The sequence below is a fragment of the Alloalcanivorax marinus genome (genome assembly GCF_016785095.1).
Lineage (GTDB): Bacteria > Pseudomonadota > Gammaproteobacteria > Pseudomonadales > Alcanivoracaceae > Alloalcanivorax > Alloalcanivorax marinus_A.
On record NZ_JAEKJB010000001.1, the window covers coordinates 28952 to 46096 of the forward strand.

16 protein-coding genes are annotated in these 17145 nt (G+C 65.8%); 13 read left to right on the plus strand and 3 right to left on the minus strand.

Annotation, left to right across the window (positions count from 1 at the left end; translation table 11 throughout):
* Position 1 precedes the first annotated feature (1 nt).
* Entirely contained in the window at positions 2 to 1384 is a 1383-nt protein-coding gene (locus JF515_RS00155) for an NAD(P)(+) transhydrogenase (Re/Si-specific) subunit beta (protein WP_238400751.1), read from the plus strand.
* Between the two features lie 171 nt (positions 1385 to 1555).
* Here JF515_RS00155 and thpR read toward each other — a convergent pair whose 3' ends face one another.
* Complete coding sequence (gene thpR, locus JF515_RS00160; RefSeq protein ID WP_203099746.1) at positions 1556 to 2065, minus strand: RNA 2',3'-cyclic phosphodiesterase; 510 nt, start codon at positions 2063 to 2065, stop codon at positions 1556 to 1558.
* A 125-nt stretch (positions 2066 to 2190) separates the two neighbouring features.
* Here thpR and JF515_RS00165 point away from each other — a divergent pair, with 125 nt between their 5' ends.
* The 5 genes from JF515_RS00165 to JF515_RS00185 all read left to right on the plus strand — a co-directional run bounded on the left by JF515_RS00165 (position 2191) and on the right by JF515_RS00185 (position 8106).
* Positions 2191 to 3048 carry a DMT family transporter gene (locus JF515_RS00165; RefSeq protein ID WP_338015147.1) on the plus strand — a complete coding sequence of 286 codons (858 nt, stop codon included), beginning with the start codon at positions 2191 to 2193 and terminating at the stop codon, positions 3046 to 3048.
* 124 nt (positions 3049 to 3172) lie between these two features.
* On the plus strand, positions 3173 to 4117 hold the full coding sequence (locus tag JF515_RS00170; RefSeq protein ID WP_203099750.1) for an alpha/beta fold hydrolase: 945 nt from the start codon (positions 3173 to 3175) through the stop codon (positions 4115 to 4117).
* A 52-nt stretch (positions 4118 to 4169) separates the two neighbouring features.
* The gene (locus tag JF515_RS00175; RefSeq protein WP_203099752.1) at positions 4170 to 4835 is read left to right on the plus strand and encodes a class I SAM-dependent methyltransferase; all 666 of its coding nucleotides are present in this window, start codon (positions 4170 to 4172) and stop codon (positions 4833 to 4835) included.
* Between the two features lie 183 nt (positions 4836 to 5018).
* Complete coding sequence (gene lon / locus JF515_RS00180) at positions 5019 to 7400, plus strand: endopeptidase La (RefSeq protein ID WP_203099754.1); 2382 nt, start codon at positions 5019 to 5021, stop codon at positions 7398 to 7400.
* On the plus strand, positions 7384 to 8106 hold the full coding sequence (locus tag JF515_RS00185) for an RluA family pseudouridine synthase (RefSeq protein WP_425305596.1): 723 nt from the start codon (positions 7384 to 7386) through the stop codon (positions 8104 to 8106). Before lon ends, JF515_RS00185 begins: the two co-directional genes overlap by 17 nt.
* 46 nt (positions 8107 to 8152) lie before the next feature.
* Here JF515_RS00185 and JF515_RS00190 read toward each other — a convergent pair whose 3' ends face one another.
* The gene (locus JF515_RS00190; protein ID WP_338015148.1) at positions 8153 to 8500 is read right to left on the minus strand and encodes an SET domain-containing protein; all 348 of its coding nucleotides are present in this window, start codon (positions 8498 to 8500) and stop codon (positions 8153 to 8155) included.
* 44 nt (positions 8501 to 8544) lie between these two features.
* Here JF515_RS00190 and JF515_RS00195 point away from each other — a divergent pair, with 44 nt between their 5' ends.
* From JF515_RS00195 to JF515_RS00205, 3 genes are read left to right on the plus strand one after another with little or no spacing between them, the layout of a single operon-like run.
* Positions 8545 to 9948, plus strand: a complete 1404-nt coding sequence (locus JF515_RS00195; protein ID WP_203099756.1) for a haloalkane dehalogenase — start codon at positions 8545 to 8547, stop codon at positions 9946 to 9948.
* Positions 9949 to 9952: 4 nt separating this feature from the next.
* A complete protein-coding gene (locus JF515_RS00200) occupies positions 9953 to 11617 on the plus strand; it encodes an ABC1 kinase family protein (RefSeq protein WP_203099758.1) in 1665 nt (554 codons plus the stop codon).
* 20 nt (positions 11618 to 11637) lie between these two features.
* Complete coding sequence (locus tag JF515_RS00205) at positions 11638 to 12420, plus strand: M48 family metallopeptidase (RefSeq protein ID WP_203099760.1); 783 nt, start codon at positions 11638 to 11640, stop codon at positions 12418 to 12420.
* 15 nt (positions 12421 to 12435) lie between these two features.
* On the opposite strand, the gene nfuA is transcribed toward JF515_RS00205, so the two are convergent.
* Positions 12436 to 13029 (minus strand): Fe-S biogenesis protein NfuA, encoded by a 594-nt coding sequence (nfuA, locus tag JF515_RS00210; protein ID WP_203099762.1) that lies wholly within the window; start codon positions 13027 to 13029, stop codon positions 12436 to 12438.
* A gap of 135 nt (positions 13030 to 13164) precedes the next feature.
* Between nfuA and JF515_RS00215 the strand changes: the two genes are divergently transcribed.
* From JF515_RS00215 to JF515_RS00230, 4 genes are all read left to right on the plus strand, one after another.
* The gene (locus JF515_RS00215; RefSeq protein WP_338015149.1) at positions 13165 to 14484 is read left to right on the plus strand and encodes an MATE family efflux transporter; all 1320 of its coding nucleotides are present in this window, start codon (positions 13165 to 13167) and stop codon (positions 14482 to 14484) included.
* Between the two features lie 28 nt (positions 14485 to 14512).
* Positions 14513 to 14743 carry a DUF2970 domain-containing protein gene (locus JF515_RS00220; protein WP_203099764.1) on the plus strand — a complete coding sequence of 77 codons (231 nt, stop codon included), beginning with the start codon at positions 14513 to 14515 and terminating at the stop codon, positions 14741 to 14743.
* 164 nt (positions 14744 to 14907) lie between these two features.
* Positions 14908 to 16557 (plus strand): nitrite/sulfite reductase, encoded by a 1650-nt coding sequence (locus JF515_RS00225; RefSeq protein WP_203099766.1) that lies wholly within the window; start codon positions 14908 to 14910, stop codon positions 16555 to 16557.
* Positions 16550 to 17071 (plus strand): DUF934 domain-containing protein, encoded by a 522-nt coding sequence (locus tag JF515_RS00230; protein WP_203099768.1) that lies wholly within the window; start codon positions 16550 to 16552, stop codon positions 17069 to 17071. Before JF515_RS00225 ends, JF515_RS00230 begins: the two co-directional genes overlap by 8 nt.
* Positions 17072 to 17145 lie beyond the last annotated feature (74 nt).

Genomic DNA, 17145 nt, shown 5'->3' on the forward strand with positions numbered 1-17145 from the left:
CATGCAGATTTCCGATAACTGGATTGATATCGCCTATCTGATCTCGGCCATTCTCTTCGTTCTTGGCATCAAGGGCCTGACCAAGCCGAAGACCGCCGTTCGCGGCAACATGCTGGCGGCCGCCGGCATGGGCGTGGCCTGTGTGGTCACCCTGCTGCACCGCGACATCGTCACCTATGAAATCATCATCGCCGGCGTCATCGTCGGCGGCGTGATCGGCGCCATCCTGGCCAAGAAAGTGCAGATGACCGCCATGCCACAGTTGGTGGCCCTGCTTAACGGCTTCGGCGGCGGCGCGTCCTTCGCGGTGGCGGCGGCGGAGTTCTTCCGCGGCGGGCACCCGGACGTGGTGGGCATCATCGCCACCGGCGCGGCGGTGCTGATCGGCGCCGTCACCCTGACCGGCTCCTTCGTGGCGTTCGCCAAGCTGCAGGAACTGATCGGCGGCAAACCGATGGGTTTCCCCGGCATGAAGCTGGTCAACGCGCTGCTCCTGATCGGCTCCCTGGTGGCGATCGGTTACCTGGTGATGAACCCGGGCACGCCGCTCGTGTTCTGGGCGCTGGCCATCGCCGCCGCCGTCCTCGGCGTGCTGCTGGTGCTGCCGATTGGCGGCGCCGACATGCCGGTGGTGATCGCGCTGCTCAACTCTTACTCCGGTATCGCCGCGTCCGCCGCCGGTTTCGTGATGGGCAACAGCGCTCTGATCGTCACTGGTTCCCTGGTGGGCGCCTCCGGTCTGATCCTCACGCAGATCATGTGCAAGGCCATGAACCGCTCGCTCACCAACGTGCTGTTCGGCGTGATGGCCGAGGCCGGCGAAGCGATGGATCAGGACGAGGTGTACGAGGGTAAGATCAAGTCCACCTCCGCCGAGGAAGTGGCCATGGTGCTGGAAACCGCTCAGCGCGTGGTGATCGTGCCCGGCTTTGGTCTGGCCATGGCGCAGGCCCAGCACGCGGTGCGCGAGCTGGCCGATACCATCGAGGCCCATGGTGGCGAGGTGGAGTACGCGATTCACCCGGTGGCGGGCCGTATGCCCGGCCATATGAACGTGCTGCTGGCGGAAGCGGAAGTGCCCTACGACAAGCTCAAGGACATGGACGCGATCAACCCGACCTTCGAGCAGACCGACGTGGCCATCGTGCTCGGCGCCAACGACGTGACCAACCCGCTGGCCCGCGAGGACAAAGGCAGCCCGATTTACGGCATGCCGATCCTCAACGTGGACAAGGCCAAGACCGTGGTGGTGGTGAAGCGCTCCTTGAGCCCGGGCTTCGCCGGCCTGCCCAACCCGCTGTTCGCCAAGGACAACACCCTGATGTTGTTCGGCGATGGCAAGGGTGCCGTGGTGGACATCACCACCGCCCTCAAGGAAGGCTGATCGCCGCGATCATCCGACCCCAGGAAGCCCGGCCTCGCGCCGGGCTTTTTTGTGGCTGACCGTTTGGCTTGGCCGCGCGTTCGTGGGCCGGTCTCTCCATCAGGGCCGCGTCTCGTCGTGGTCCCCCTTCCGGGAACGCCGCCCCGCCGCGCCTGGCGCGGTCGTGCCCCTTCAATCCGTGCCGGTGGGCCAGCGCGCCAGAGCGCGATAGCCGTCCTGTTCCGGCGGGCTTTGGTAGAACATCACTTCGCGCACTGGCAGGGTCCAGGGGCCCGGCACCGGGTTGGACTCGGTCGGCGCGGGCAGCCGCGCCAGGGTCACGTGGGGCAGGAAGCGCCGTGTCTCCGCCGCCACGCCCGCGTCTCGCAGCACTCGCCAAACCGCCCCGTGCAGGGCCAGCAGGCGTGGGTCCCGTTCCGCCAGGGCCGCCAGGACGCGACCACCGGCGCGGGGGAACACGTCCACCGCCGGCAGCGTCAGGTCGAAGGCCGGCGTGGCGGCGGCGATGCCGGCCAGGGCCGGCCACAGCGCCCGGGCCCAGCCGCCGGACCGTTCGCCAAGAAAGGCCAGAGTCAGGTGCAGGTCCGTGGCGGCTACCGGCCGAGCCCGGGCCGGCAAGGGCAGGCGCCCCAGCGCGGCGCCCGGCTCGGCGGGGACCGGCAGGCCGATGAAACAGCGCATGTCGGGTGTTCTCCATGGTCAGGGCGGCGTGCCGGCGTTAGAATGCCGCCCCCTATCGCGAGATGGCGCATGAGCACTCAAGCACGCATCCTCCCTCAGTTGCCCGGCAAAGGCCAGCCGGCCCGGTGAACCACGAGGGCACCGATCAGCCGATCAAGGGCGCTTTGCTGCTGGTACTGGGTGAAGGTCTGCTGGCGGTGATGGCGGCGATGATCAAGCATCTGTCCGACACCATGCCGGTGGAGGTCATCGTGTTCGGTCGCAACCTGTTGGGCCTGGCGGTGCTGATGCCGGTCCTGGTGGCCAGTGGCGGCATCCGCGATCTGCGTACCGGACACCTGGGGCTGCACTTCATTCGCGGTTTCACCGGCGTGTCCGCCATGTTCTGCTTCTTCTATACCATCGCCCATATTCCGCTGGCCGAGGCGGTGCTGGTGAAGATGACGGTACCTTTCTTCCTGCCGCTGGTGGCCTGGCTGTGGCTGGGTGACCGCATCAGCGGCCATACCTGGCTGGCGATTCTGATTGGTTTCGTGGGGGTGGGCGTGATCCTGCAGGCCGGTCATGGCGCCGTCGACCCGGTGATGCTGGTGGCCCTGGCCGGCGCCATGATCATGAGCATCGCCAAGGTCAGCATTCGTCGCATGGCGGCCAGCGAGCCGCCGCACCGGGTGGTGTTCTACTTCTCCCTGTTCGCCACCCTGTTCTCCGCCCTGCTGCTGCTGCGCGTGCGTCAGTGGCCCAACGCCGAGGAGGCACTGTGGATGCTCGGCATCGGCGCGGTAGCGATCGGCGGCCAGTTCGCGATGACCAATGCCTACCAGATCGCCCGACCGGGCCAGGTGGGGGTCTACAATTATTCCGCCGTGGTGTGGGCGGCGCTGCTGGGCTGGGTGTTCTGGGGCGAAACCCTGGTGCTGTCCACGGTACTTGGCACTCTGCTGATCATCGGCGCCGGTATCTGGAATCTGAAAACCCGCTGAGCCCCTCCCCGGCCGCTTCTTCACGCTTTACCGTTTTTGACCTTTCCGGCGCTGCCAACCGGGGGGCGGATCAACTACGCTGACCTTTCCTGGGGGACAATCACGGATAATAAAGGAGCGCCCCATGGTATTACGCACCATCTTTCTGGTCGCCACGCTGACCCTTCTGGCCGGCTGCGACACCACCCGCCACTGGGCCTACGACCAGGGCATGGCGTTCGAGAAATGGCGTGCCGGCCTGGACGATCGCCATGTGGAAACCAAGGATGGCCTGAACTGGCATGTACTGACCAGCAACGGCGACCGGGACGCGCCCGTGGTGGTGCTGATCCACGGCTTCGGCGCCGACGCCCGCAACTGGATCCATTTCGCCAACCAGGTGGAAGGTGATTACTATCTGGTGATCCCGGATCTGCCCGGCCACGGGCAGACCACGCCGCGCACCACCGACATGGATTACGACATCAGCACCCAGGCGGAGCGCCTGTTCACCCTGCTCGACACCCTCGACGTGGACCGCTTCCATGTGGCCGGCAACTCCATGGGCGGCGCCATCGCCATCGAGATGGCGCGCCGCCAGCCGGATCGCCTGCTGTCACTGGGTCTGGTGGACTCCGCCGGCCTCACCCTGCAAACCGCCGAGTTCCTCAACGCCCAGGAACAGGCCGACCGCAACCCGCTGATCCCGCACAGCGCCGAGGAATTCCATACCACCCTGGACTGGGCCTCGGAACGCTCCGTGGGCATCCCCGATTTCGCCATCACCCTGATGGGCGAGGAAAAGGCCGCCAATGCCGATGTCGCCGAGAAGGTGTGGCGGGACATCAACCTGGACCCCGCCATGCGCCTCAAGGGGCGCGGCGTGCTGCCGCGGGTCAAGACACCGACACTGATTCTGTGGGGCCGCGAGGACCGTTTGCTGAGCCTGGATAACGTCCGTGTGTTCGAGCAGGAGCTGCCCGACGCCCGAGCGGTGGTACTCGACGGTGTCGGCCATGTACCCATGGCGGAAGCCCCGGAGGAGAGCGCCGAGGCGTTCCGCCAGTTCTGGAACAACGTCCAGCCTTGATCCCCGACGCCGGCGCCCTTAATGTCGTTGCTTTTCCAAGGCGCCGGCTTCCATGACCCAAGACCTTCCCGAATTCGAGATTCCGCGCATTCAGCGCGGCGAGCCCCACACCGTCCAGACCCGTGGCCTGACCCTGCTGCGCAGCGGCCACCGGGCAGTGCGCCGTCTCAAGCGCGAGCATGAGCCATCGATCCACGGCAACAAGGTGTGGAACTCCAGCTTTCTGATCATGGACGAGCTGACCCGCCTGCAGCGGCGCGGTGAAGTGGGCCCTCAAACGCACCTCATGGACATCGGCTGCGGCTGGGGCCCGCTGTCGATTTTCGCCGCCAAGCGGCTGGGCTGCCGGGTCACCGCCGTGGACGCGGACGCCGATGTCTTCCCCTACCTGGCGCTGCACGCCGCCATCAACAAGGTTGAGGTGGAGACCCTGCGCTGCCGCTTCGAGCGCCTCACCAAGCAGCGCCTGGCCGGCGTGGACGTGATCACCGGCGCCGACATCTGCTTCTGGGACGAACTCACGCCGGTGCTGTTCAACCTGATCCGCCGGGCCCTGGGTCAAGGCGTGAAGCGGATCATCATCGCCGACCCGGGCCGCTCCCCCTTCTATGCCCTGGCCGAGCGCTGCGAAGCGCGCTTCAACGCCCGGGTGGTGGAACGCCGCACGCAAACGCCCCGCTCACTGAGCGCCGACCTGCTGATCGTCGAAGGCGACTGACGTTCGCGGGGCCGCAGGGTTGTAGGAGCGACTTCAGTCGCGATCATGCCCGTGCCGTCGGCATCGCGACTGAAGTCGCTCCTACATGCCCACGACAAGCACGATGAGCCATTGAAAACGTGATAGCCGGCGCCATCTTTTAATGCATTCGTTTTCCGTGATGCTTGTCAGCGAGTCGAGTCAATGAGTCAGGACGATAATCAGACCACCATCGAACAAGGTACCCCGCAAGGCGCTCTGGCGCTGCCCGATAAAACCCTGCCGCAACGGGTTTATCTGATCCCGGTACGCGAGCGCCCCTTCATGCCCGGCCTGGTGCAGCCACTGCTGCTCGACGCCGAGCAATGGCGCGCCACCCTGGAACGGGTCGGCCAGACGCCCCACCATGCGCTCGGCCTGGTCTACGTAGGCGACCGCGACCCGGACGACGTTGACCCGGAGCAGTTCCCCCAATATGGCTGCCTGGTGAAGATCCACGCCGTCAACGGCGAGGACAACCAGCTCCAGGTAGTGGCCCAGGGTCTGGCCCGCTTCCGCGTGGAGGGTTTCCTTAGTCGCAAACGCCCGTTCATGGCCGAGGTCAGTTACCCGGAATCCCGCGACGAGCTGGATGAGGGCCTGCGCGCCTACGCCATGGCGATCATCAACACCATCAAGGAGCTGCTGCCCCTCAATCCGCTCTATAACGAGGGACTCAAGCACTACCTGCAGAACTTCTCCCCCCGGGACCCGTCGCCGCTTACCGACTTCGCCGCTTCCCTGACCAGCGCCAGTGGCGATGAACTGCAGGAAATCCTGGAAACCGTGCCACTGCGCGCGCGCATGGAGCGGGTGCTCACCCTGGTGAAAAAAGAAGTGGAAGTAGCTCGGTTGCAGAACCAGCTGCGTGAGGAGGTCAACGAAAAGATCACCAAGCATCAGCGCGAGTTCTTCCTCAAGGAGCAGCTCAAGGTAATCCAGCGGGAGCTGGGCCTGGAGAAAGACGACCGCACCGCCGACGCGGACGAGTTCCGCGAGCGCATGGAAGCCCTGAAGCCGCCGGAGGCGGTGAAGAAACGCTTCGAGGAAGAGCTACGCAAATTCAGCGTGCTGGAATCCGGCTCGCCGGAATACGCGGTCACCCGCAACTATCTGGACTGGCTGACCAGCGTGCCCTGGGGCGTCTACTCCGAGGACAACCTGGACCTGGGCCACGCCCGCGCCACCCTGGAAGAACACCACAGCGGCCTCACCGACGTGAAGGACCGCATCATCGAATTTCTTGCCGTGGGCGCCATGCGCGGCGAAGTAAAAGGCTCGATCCTGCTGTTGGTGGGCCCGCCCGGTGTCGGCAAGACCAGTATTGGCCGCTCCATCGCCGAGGCTCTGGACCGCCGCTTCTACCGCCTGAGTCTCGGCGGCATGCGTGACGAGGCCGAGATCAAGGGTCACCGCCGCACCTATATCGGCGCCCTGCCCGGCAAGCTCACCCAGGCGCTCAAGGACGCCGGCACCGGCAACCCGGTGATCATGCTCGACGAGATCGACAAGCTCGGCCAATCGTTCCAGGGCGACCCGGCCTCCGCGCTGCTGGAGGTGCTCGACCCGGAACAGAACCAGGACTTCCTGGACCACTATCTGGATCAGCGCCTGGACTTGAGCCACTGCCTGTTCGTGTGCACCGCCAACACTCTGGACTCGATCCCCGGCCCGCTGCTGGATCGCATGGAAGTGATCCGTCTGAGCGGCTACATCACCGAGGAAAAGGTGGCCATCGCCCGCAACCACCTGTGGCCCCGGGCGCTGGAACGGGCCGGCGTGAAACCGGCCCAGCTGAAGATCAGCGACAGCGCGCTCAAGGAAATCGCCGAGGGCTACGCCCGGGAAGCCGGCGTGCGCAACCTGGAGAAGCAGCTCAACAAGATCATCCGCAAGGCGGCGGTGCGGCTGCTGTCCGGCGAGAAGAAGCTTAGCGTTACCGGCAAGAACCTGGAGGAGTTTCTCGGGCAGCCCTATTTCCAGAAAGAGAAGACCCAGCGTGGAGTCGGCGTGGTCACCGGCCTGGCCTGGACCGCCATGGGCGGCGCCACCCTGTCCATCGAGGCTACCCAGGTGCACGCCCATCAGCGCGGCTTCAAGCAGACCGGCCAGCTTGGCGATGTGATGAGAGAATCGGCGGAAATCGCTTACAGCTATGTGGCCAGCCACCTGCCCAGGTTCGGCGGCAGTGCCGACTGGTTCGATGAATCCTTCGTGCACCTGCACGTGCCGGAGGGGGCCACGCCCAAGGACGGCCCCAGCGCCGGCATCACCATGGCCACCGCCCTGGTGTCCCTGGCCACCGGCAAGCGGCTACCGCGCAAGCTGGCGATGACCGGCGAGCTGACCCTCACCGGCCAGGTGCTGGCGGTGGGCGGCATCCGCGAAAAAGTGATCGCCGCGCGCCGGGTCGGCATCCGCGAGCTGATCCTGCCCAAGGCCTGCGAGCGGGACTACAAGGAATTGCCGGACTATCTCAAGAAGGGCATGACCGTGCACTTCGCGGAACGCTACCAGGACGTCCACGACATTGTCTGGGGACGGTGACCGGGACTCGGGCGGCGGGCCGCGCCGCCCTACCCGCGCCGAGCAGCCGGCGCGCTACATCGTGCCCGAATGCCGGGAACCGGTCACCGAGCTGTACCGGGACGACCATATTCTGGTGGTGAATAAACCGCCGTTCCTGCTCAGCGTGCCGGGCCGCGCTCCGGAAAACCGGGATTGCGTTACCACCCGTCTCAAGCAGCGCGATCCGGAGCTGTGTCTGGTGCACCGCCTGGACCTGGACACCTCGGGAGTGATGGTATTTGCCCTGACCCGGGCGGCGCAGAGTGGCCTGAGCCGCGCTTTCCAGCAGCGCCGGGTCGCCAAGGCCTATCAGGCGGTGGTGCAAGGGCTGGTGGGCGAGGAGCAAGGTGAGATCGACCTGCCGCTGTGCCCCGACTGGCCCAACCGGCCGCTGCAGAAGGTGTGTTTCGAAACCGGCAAGCCGGCGCTTACCCGCTGGCGGGTGCTGGAGCGCGACCCAAACCAGCAACACACCCGCCTGCGGCTGATGCCGGTCACCGGCCGCAGCCACCAACTGCGCATTCATTGCCGGGAAATCGGCCACCCGATTCTGGGCTGCGACCTGTACGCGCCGGCGGAGGTGCTGGGACGCAGCGATCGCTTGCTGCTGCACGCCGAGACGCTGGCGTTCAACCATCCGATCACCGGTTTATGGAGCGAATTCCATTCACCGGTGCCGTTCTGAAGGCGATCGCGACTGAAGTCGCTCCTACGGCAATTCCGGATCGCGATCAGCTCCAGTCCTCGCCGTAATCGTGCAGCAATTCCTGCCCCGTCTTGATGTTCTTCAGGGCCACCACGGTGAGGTCGTCGTAATAAGCCACGTTCGGCTTCTTGGCGTGGTTGATGTAGCGCAGGTCGCAGAGCACCCGGTAACGCTCCTCGCCCTCGTCGTCCAGCCACAGCACATAGGGACCGTCACCCCTGGCCGGCTTGGTCTTGAGCACGCCCAGCACGGTATCGCGGGGGATGGCCGCCCGGGCGAACAGCCCACGGCCATGGATCGGGCTTTCCTTTACTTCCACCAGGTCCTTGCGCACGAAGGGTTTCGCCATGGTCATCACGCTTGCAGTCGTCATCGGGGCCGTGGCATCTTGCCAGAAAAGCCGCCGGGACGCATGGCATGGGATTCGCCGACTACCCGTTCACCTCGCGCTACCAGACCATAGACGGTCATCGCCTGCATTACATCGACGAGGGACAGGGCCCCACCCTGCTGTTCCTGCACGGCAACCCCACCAGCAGCTACCTGTGGCGCAACGTGATCAAGCCGCTGCGCGACCGTTACCGCTGCGTGGCGCCGGATCTGATCGGCTTTGGCCGCAGCGACAAGCCGGAGCTGGATTACCGCTTCCTGACCCATTACCACTACATCCGCGAATTCGTCGCCGCCCTGGACCTCAAGGACGTGACCCTGGTGCTGCACGACTGGGGCGGGCCCATCGGCTTCCGGCTGGCGCAGCAGGAACCGCGCCGGGTGGCGCGGCTGTGCTTCATGGAAACCTTCCCGTTCACCTTCGATTGGGAAGAATTCCCGCTGGCGGCACGGCCGTTGTTCTTCGCGTTTCGCCGCCAGCGCCTGTCCTACTGGTTGCTGCAGCGGCACAACCTGTTTGTCGATCTGGTACTGCGCCTGAGCACCTTCCGGCCACTGCCCCGCAGTGTCATGGCCGCCTATCGCGCCCCCTTCCCGGATGCGCGCAGCCGCTATCCGATCCGCGTGTTTCCTGGCGAACTGCCGATCAATGACCGCGACACCGAGGCCCACCGCGCCATCGAGGAGATCGAGCGGGGCCTGGCCGGCATGCCGCAGCCCATGTTGCTGCTGCATTTTCACCCCGGCGCGGTGCTTGGCCGCAGCCGGGTCGCCTGGCTGGCCCAGCGCCTGCCCGATCTGGAAGTGGTGGACGGCGGCCGGGGCCTTCATTACGTGCCGGAGGATCGCCCGGAACGCATTGCCGAAGCGCTGGAGGACTGGCTGCGCCGGCGCCTGCCGGAACCGGTCCGGGGCGCCTTGCCGGCAGCCCGGGTTGCCGCCGAGGACGACCGCTTCGGCGGTGCCCTGACCTGGACCTTCGCCGACACCGAGCACGGCGGCATGGTGGCGGCATGGTCATCCCATGGGCTGGTAATGCTGAGTTTCGCCGAGGACGTCGATGACGGCCGCGCGCAACTGGCGCGGCGCTTCCCCAAGGCTTCCCTGGAGGCCGCCGACCAAGGCGCCATCGCCAACCTGTTGGCGGCGCCAGCGGCGACCCCGCTGCACCTGGTGGGTACGCCGTTCCAGCGGGCGGTCTGGCGTGCCCTGCTGGAGATTCCCCCGGGCCAGACCCGCCACTACGGTGAGCTGGCCCATGCTCTCCGTAGCCAGGCCCGGGCAGTGGGCAGCGCCGTGGGCAGCAACCGCATCGCCTTGCTGGTACCCTGCCACCGGGTGGTGCCCCGGGCCGGTGGCCTGGGCGGCTACCACTGGGGCGTGGCGCGTAAGAAGGCGCTGCTGGCTGCGGAAGGCGTCAAGGAACCCTGACACCATGAATTTGCTGCACACCGGCCGCGATCTGCGCCGTATCAACCAACTGGCGGCGGTACTTCTCAAGTATGGTTTCGCCGATATGCTGCGCCGGCTGGGGCTGGCGACGCCGGTGGAGCAGGCCGGCCGCCTGGTGCGCGCCGGCGGCGACCACCGCATGCTGCGCATGGGCACCGCCGAGCGCCTGCGTCATGCCCTGGAGGAAATGGGGCCTACCTACGTGAAGCTGGGCCAGGTGCTGGCGACCCGGGTGGATCTGTTCCCACCGGACTGGATCGACCAGTTCGAGCGCCTTCAGGACCGCGCCCGTCCGCTGCCCTTCGACAGCCTGCGCCCGGCGGTGGAAGCGGCCCTGGGCCAACCTCTCGAGCGCCTGTTCGCCGCCGTCGACGAACAGCCCCTGGGGGTGGCCTCCATCGCCCAGGTGCACGGCGCCGTCACCCGACGCGGCGACCGGGTGGTCATCAAGGTGCGCAAGCCGGGTATCGAGGCCATGATCCATTCCGATCTGCGGCTGCTGGATCAACTCGCCAAGCTGGCCTCGGATAACTCCGAGGAACTACGCCGCTACCGCCCCGTGGAACTGGTGCGCGAGTTTCGCCGATCCCTGACCCGGGAACTGGATTTCACCATCGAAGCGCGCAACGCGGAGCGCATCCGTCGCAACCTGCGCGCCTTCAAGTGGCTCACCGTGCCACGGGTGTACGGCACCCTGAGCGGGCCCTCCTTGCAGGTACAGCAGCGCATCGACGGCATCCCGGCCCGAGCCCTGGATCAACTCGACGCCGCCGGCCTGGACCGGCCCCTGATCGCCCGGCGCGGTGCCCTGGTGGCCTGGAAAATGGCCCTGGAGGACGGCTTCTTCCACGCCGACCCCCACCCCGGCAATTTCCTGATCCTGCCCGACAACCGCATCGCCATGCTCGACTTTGGCATGGTTGGCAAGCTCAGCGACGGACGCCGTGACCAGGTGGTACGTCTGGTGCGCGCCGTGATCACCCGGGAATCGGAACACGCGGCGGCGGTGCTGGCCGGCTGGTCCGACGGTCAGCCGGTGCAGTTCGAGGCTCTGGTGGCGGACGTGGAGGACGTGGTCTCGCTGTATTACGGCCTGCCCCTGGCGCAGCTGGATCTGGGCGCCCTGCTGACCGACATCACCGCGTTGATCCGCAACCATGGTCTGGTGCTGCCCGCCGACATCGCGCTGCTGCTCAAGGCGCTGCTGACCCTGGAGGGGTTCGGCCGGCTGCTCAACCCGGATTTCGACCTGATCGAGGAAGCCCGGCCACTGCTGCAACGGCTGGTGCGCCAGCGCTACTCCCCGCGCCGCCTGGCCCGCAGCCTGAGCCTGCGCGCCCTGGAGATGATCGACCGCGCCTACGCGCCGCCCACCGCGCCGGGCGCGCCGCGCCCGGGCCAGGAGAACGGCCTGGACCCGCGCCATCTGGAGGCGCTGGTGGCTCGGCTGGAACGCGGTCAGTACCGCCAGGTACAAACCTTGCTGGCCGCCGCCGCCCTGATCGGTGGCAGCCTGATGCTGGCCGGTCGGGTGCCACCGGCCCCTTGGGGCATCTCCGTGCTCGGCGTGCTGCTATTATTGGCTGGCGGGCTGTGGTCCACATGGCTACTCTGGGTCGCCCGCCGCCACCTGCGCGAATGGAAATGAACAAAAGGAGTATCAATACGATGAAACGTCTCGCCCTGCCCGCCCTGACGGTACTGTTGCTGGCCGCCTGCGCCACTTCGCCGCTGGGCCGCCAGCAGTTCCTGTTGCTGCCGGCTTCGGAGATGGACCAGATGGGGATTCAGGCCTATTCCGAGATGAAGCAGGAGCAACCGACGGTCAGCGGTACCGCCGAAGCACGCTACGTGCAGTGCGTGGCCGACGCCATTACCTCGGTGGTGGACTCCGATCAGGAGTGGGAAGTCACCGTATTCAAGGACGATTCCGCCAATGCCTTCGCCCTGCCCGGCGGCAAGATCGGCGTGCATACCGGCCTGCTCAAGGTGGCCAAGAACCAGGACCAGTTGGCGGCGGTGATCGGCCACGAAGTGGGTCACGTGATCGCCCAGCATTCCAATGAACGCATGTCGATTCAGTACGCCACCCAGACCGGCACCCAGCTGGTGGCCGCTCTCGCCGGCGGCGACAGCGCCGAGAAACAAACGCTGATGGGCCTGCTCGGCGTGGGCGCGCAGTATGGCGTGCAGTTGCCGTTCAGCCGCAAGCACGAGGCGGAGGCGGACGTCGTCGGTCTGCAACTGATGGCCGAAGCCGGCTTCAATCCGGAACAGAGCGTCGATCTGTGGCGGAACATGGCCGCCGCCGGCGGCTCGGCGCCTCCGGAATTGCTGTCCACCCACCCCAGCAACGAGACCCGCATCCAAGGGCTGCAGGCACGGTTGCCGGAAGTACGGCCGATCTACCAGCAGGCCCGGGCCGCCGGGCGTCGGCCGAACTGCGGGTAGGGTTCAAGGCGGGGCTTACTGGTAGTAGGCGTTCTCGGTCACGGTGTGGTCGGTCTTGTCGCGCACGCCGGTAAGCTCCGGGAGCTGCTCCATCAGGGTCCGTTCCACGCCATCCTTGAGGGTCACGTCCACCACCGAGCACCCCTGGCAGCCACCGCCGAATTCGAGAATCGCCACGTTTTCGTCGGTGAGCTCCAGCAACTGCACGTTGCCGCCGTGAGCCGCCAGATTCGGATTGATCTCGGCGTACAGAATGTAATTGATGCGCTCTTCCAGGGTGGCGTCCGGGCTGATGTCCGGTACCCGCGACTTCGGCGCGCGGAAGGTAAGCTGGCCACCCATGGAGTCCTTCTTGAAGTCGATCACGGCGTCTTCCAGGTAACGCACGCTCTTGCCCTCGATGAAGGCGTGGAAGCCTTCGTATTCATAGCGCACGTCTTCGTCTTCCTGCTCGCCGTCCGGGCAGTAGGCCATGCAGCACTCCGCGTGCGGGGTGCCAGGGCGTTCCACGAAGATGCGCACGCCGATGCCGTCCTGGTCCTGGCGGGACAGCAGGTCGCGCAGGTACTCCTGAGCGGAGTCTGTGATGCGGATAAAAGGTTCGGTCATGCCGTTTCCCGGTTGCCACTTTCCTGACTATTTTAGTCAGGTACTGGCCGGTTGCAATGGGCCCACGCTATCGCTGGGGTAGAACCGGCCTTTCTGCTAAGGTGCCCGCTTCCTTGGACCGGGACCCTTCGATCCGTGCTACTCCGCAGCCGACGCATTCTTGCTCTGGCATTGCCGATCATGGCCGCCATGGCCAGCCAGAGCCTGCTCAACCTGGTGGACGCCGCCATGGTCGGCAGCCTGGGCGGCCAGGCTCTGGCGGGCGTGGGACTGGGCGGTTACGCCGCTTTCATGTCGATCAGCGTGGTGATTGGCCTGGGCGCCGGCGTTCAGGCCATGGTGGCCCGCCGCAAGGGCGAGCGCGCCGAGGCCCACTACGCGGTGCCGCTGAACGCCGGGCTGGCGCTGGGCTTCGCCCTGGCGGTGCCGATTTCCTTACTGTTCTGGGTGGCCAGCCGGCCCGCCATGGGGCTGCTGGCGCCAGACCCGGAGGTGGCGCGGATCGGTAGCGCCTACCTGGACATGCGCCTGCTCAGCGTCTGGGCGGTGGCCATGAACTTCAGCTATCGCGGTTACTGGAACGGCATCAACCGCCCCCTGGTGTACATGCGCACCCTGGTGATTACCCATGTGATCAACGTGGCGCTGAGCTATTGCCTGATCTTCGGTCATCTCGGCCTGCCCGCCCTGGGCGCCGCCGGCGCCGGGCTGGGCACCAGCCTGGCGCTGTACATCGGCAGCGGCCTGTATCTGTTGCAGACCTGGCGCCACGGTCGCGAGCACGGTTTCCTGCGCGAATGGCCACCGGCGCTGACCTTCCGCCACATTCTGCGCGTCAGCCTGCCCAACGGCGTCCAGCAGTTCTTCTTCGCCGGCGGCCTGACCCTGCTGTTCTGGGTGATCGGCCGGGTCGGCACCGAGGAAGTGGCGGTGGCGCACATTCTCATCACCCTGATCCTGTTTCTGATTCTGCCGGCCATCGGGCTGGGGCTGGCGGCGGCGTCCCTGGTCGGCCAGGCCCTGGGGCGCGGCGATCCGGACGACGCCTACCGTTGGGGCTGGGACGTCACCCGGGTGGCGATCGTGCTGCTGTTCCTGCTGGCCTTGCCGATGTGGCTGATCCCCGACCAGGTACTGGGGTTGTTCCTGAAACAACCGGAACTGGTGGAACTGGGCCGCCTGCCACTGATGATCACCGGCCTGGCGATCTGCCTGGACGGCGTCGCCATCGTCTTCACCCAGGCGCTGCTGGGGGCCGGCGCGGCGCGCTCGGTGATGGTCGTCACCCTGGCGGTCCAATGGTTTTTCTTTTTGCCCCTGGCCTATATCATCGGGCCGGTGCTGGGTTACGGGTTGCTCGGCATCTGGCTGGCCCAGGCGGCGCAGCGTCTGATTACGTCTTCCCTGCTGTGCGGCCTGTGGCTCAAGCGCGGCTGGGCCGGCATTGAATTGTGACCCGTGCGGATCGCCTGTCGAGGTAACCATGAGCAGCAACGAACAAAAAGAGCCGGATCAACGTCCCCGTTTCATCCAGGTGGTGCACAGCGTGCTGGCCGCCGTTTTCGGCGTGCAGAGCGGCGCCAACCGGGAACGGGACTTCGAGAAGGGCAAGGCCGGCGATTACATCGGCGTCTACGTGGTGGTGGTGATCGCCATCGTCATCGGCATGTTCATCGTCGTGAACATGGTGCTCAGCGCCGCCCAGGGCGGCTGACGCCCGCCGCCCTGCCCCGCCCGCTTATGCAAGGTACGCCTAGAGATATAGCAATATATTTCTTTTAAGTATAAGCGGGCTTTGCTACATTCCCGCCCAAATCCGATGGGTAAAGAGATTACTCTTTACGAATCAATGCATTAAACAGTGCGCAACGGTATCTCATGTACGTTTATCAGGACTACGATCAACGGCTTCTGGAAGAGCGGGTAGCCCAGTACCGCGACCAGACCCGGCGCTACCTGGCCGGCCAGTTGAGCGAGGACGAGTTCCTTGCCCTGCGTTTGCAGAACGGCCTCTACATTCAGCGCTACGCACCCATGCTGCGCATCTCGGTGCCCTATGGGATGCTTTCCAGCGCCCAGTTGCGTACCCTGGGCGCGATCACCCGTGAGTACGACAAGGGCTTTGCCCACGTCAGCACCCGCCAGAACATCCAGCTCAACTGGCCCCAGGTGGAGGAAGTCCCGGACATCCTCGCCGAACTGGCCAAGGTGCAGATGCACGCGATCCAGACCAGCGGCAACTGCATTCGCAATATCACCACCGACGAATACGCCGGCGTCAATCCCGGTGAGGTGGAAGACCCCCGCCCCTGGTGCGAGATCATTCGTCAGTGGTCGACCTTCAACCCGGAATTCGCCTACCTCCCGCGCAAGTTCAAAATCGCCGTGAACGCGGTGCCCGACGCGGACCCGGCGGTGATTGGCGTGCATGACATCGGCGTGCAGGTGGTGCACGGCGCCGACGGCGAGACCGCCTTCCAGGTGTGGGCCGGCGGCGGCCTGGGCCGCACCCCGATGACCGGTGCCCTGATCGGCGAATTGGTGCCCTGGCGCGATCTGCTTGCCTACCTGGAAGCGATCCTTCGGGTGTACAACAAATACGGTAACCGGGACAACAAGTACAAGGCGCGCATCAAGATTCTGGTCAAGGCCCTGGGGCCGGACCGTTTCCGCGAGCTGGTGGAGGCGGAATTCGCCGAGCTCAAGGGCGGCTCCATGACCCTCACCGAGGAAGAAGTAGCGCGTATTCGTGAGTGCTTCACCCGCCCCGACTACCGCGACGGCCAGGACAGCGGCGTCCTGGACAAGGCACTGGAGGAACACCGTGCCTTCAACCGCTGGTACCACACCAATACCCGGCCCCATAAGCAAGACGGCTACCGGGCGGTGACCGTGAGCCTGAAGAAAACCGGGCGTATTCCCGGTGACATCAGCGACGAGCAGTTCGAGAAACTGGCCGATCTGGCGGACCAATACAGCTTCGGCGAGGTGCGCAATACCCACCAGCAGAACATGGTGCTCGCCGACGTCGCCAAGGATGATCTGTTCGTGGTCTGGGAAGAGCTGGACGCACTCGGCTTCGCCACCCCCAACCTGGGGCTGCTCACCGACATCGTCGCCTGCCCGGGCGGTGACCTGTGCGCGCTGGCCAACGCCAAGTCCGTGCCCATCGCCGAGGGCATTCAGCGCCGCTTCGACGACATCGACTACGTGCACGATCTGGGCCCGCTGGACATCAACATCTCCGGCTGCATGAACGCCTGCGGTCATCACCACATCGGCCATATCGGCATTCTCGGCGTGGACAAGAAAGGCAAGGAGTTCTACCAGATCACCCTGGGTGGTCGCGGCGACAAGATATCGCGCATCGGCGAGAAGATGGGCCCCTCCTTCGAGTCCCACGAGGTCACCGACGTGATCGAGAAGATCATCAATACCTACGTGGACCGTCGCCTGGAAAACGAGCCCTTCATCGACACCTACGAGCGCATCGGCATGGACCCGTTCAAGGAGAGCGTCTATGGCTAACGCCAACCCCGAGCGGGTCATCGTCGACGGCGAGATCGTCGCCAACATCTGGACCCGTTTCGACGCGGAGCAACTGGAGGCCGACGGCCTGCCGGACAAAGGCGCGGTGATCGTACCGCTGGCCTACTGGAAAGCCCACCGGGACGCTCTGCTGGAGCGCGCCGATCCGGTGGGGGTGTGCCTCGAGCCCGGCGAGGAGCCGGCGGATCTGGCCGACGATCTGCCCCGCCTGCCGCTGGTGGCGGTGCATTTCCCGGCGTTCAAGGACGGTCGCGGCTACTCCTACGCCCGCGAGCTGCGCACCCGCTACCGCTTCGAAGGCGAAGTGCGCGCGGTGGGAGACGTACTGCAGGATCAGTTGTTCTATCTGCACCGGGTGGGCTTCAATGCCTTCGAGGTGCGCGCCGACCGGGACATCGAGGAAGCACTGGAAAACGGTCTGCGACCGTTCACCATCACCTATCAGGGCGACGTGCACGACCCACGCCCGATTTACCAGCGCAGGCCGGCCTAGCCACCGCCCATCGCGGCTAACGCGGTACGCCGCCCGCTCCTACGGCAGTAGAATGCGGTAGGAGCGGGCGGCGT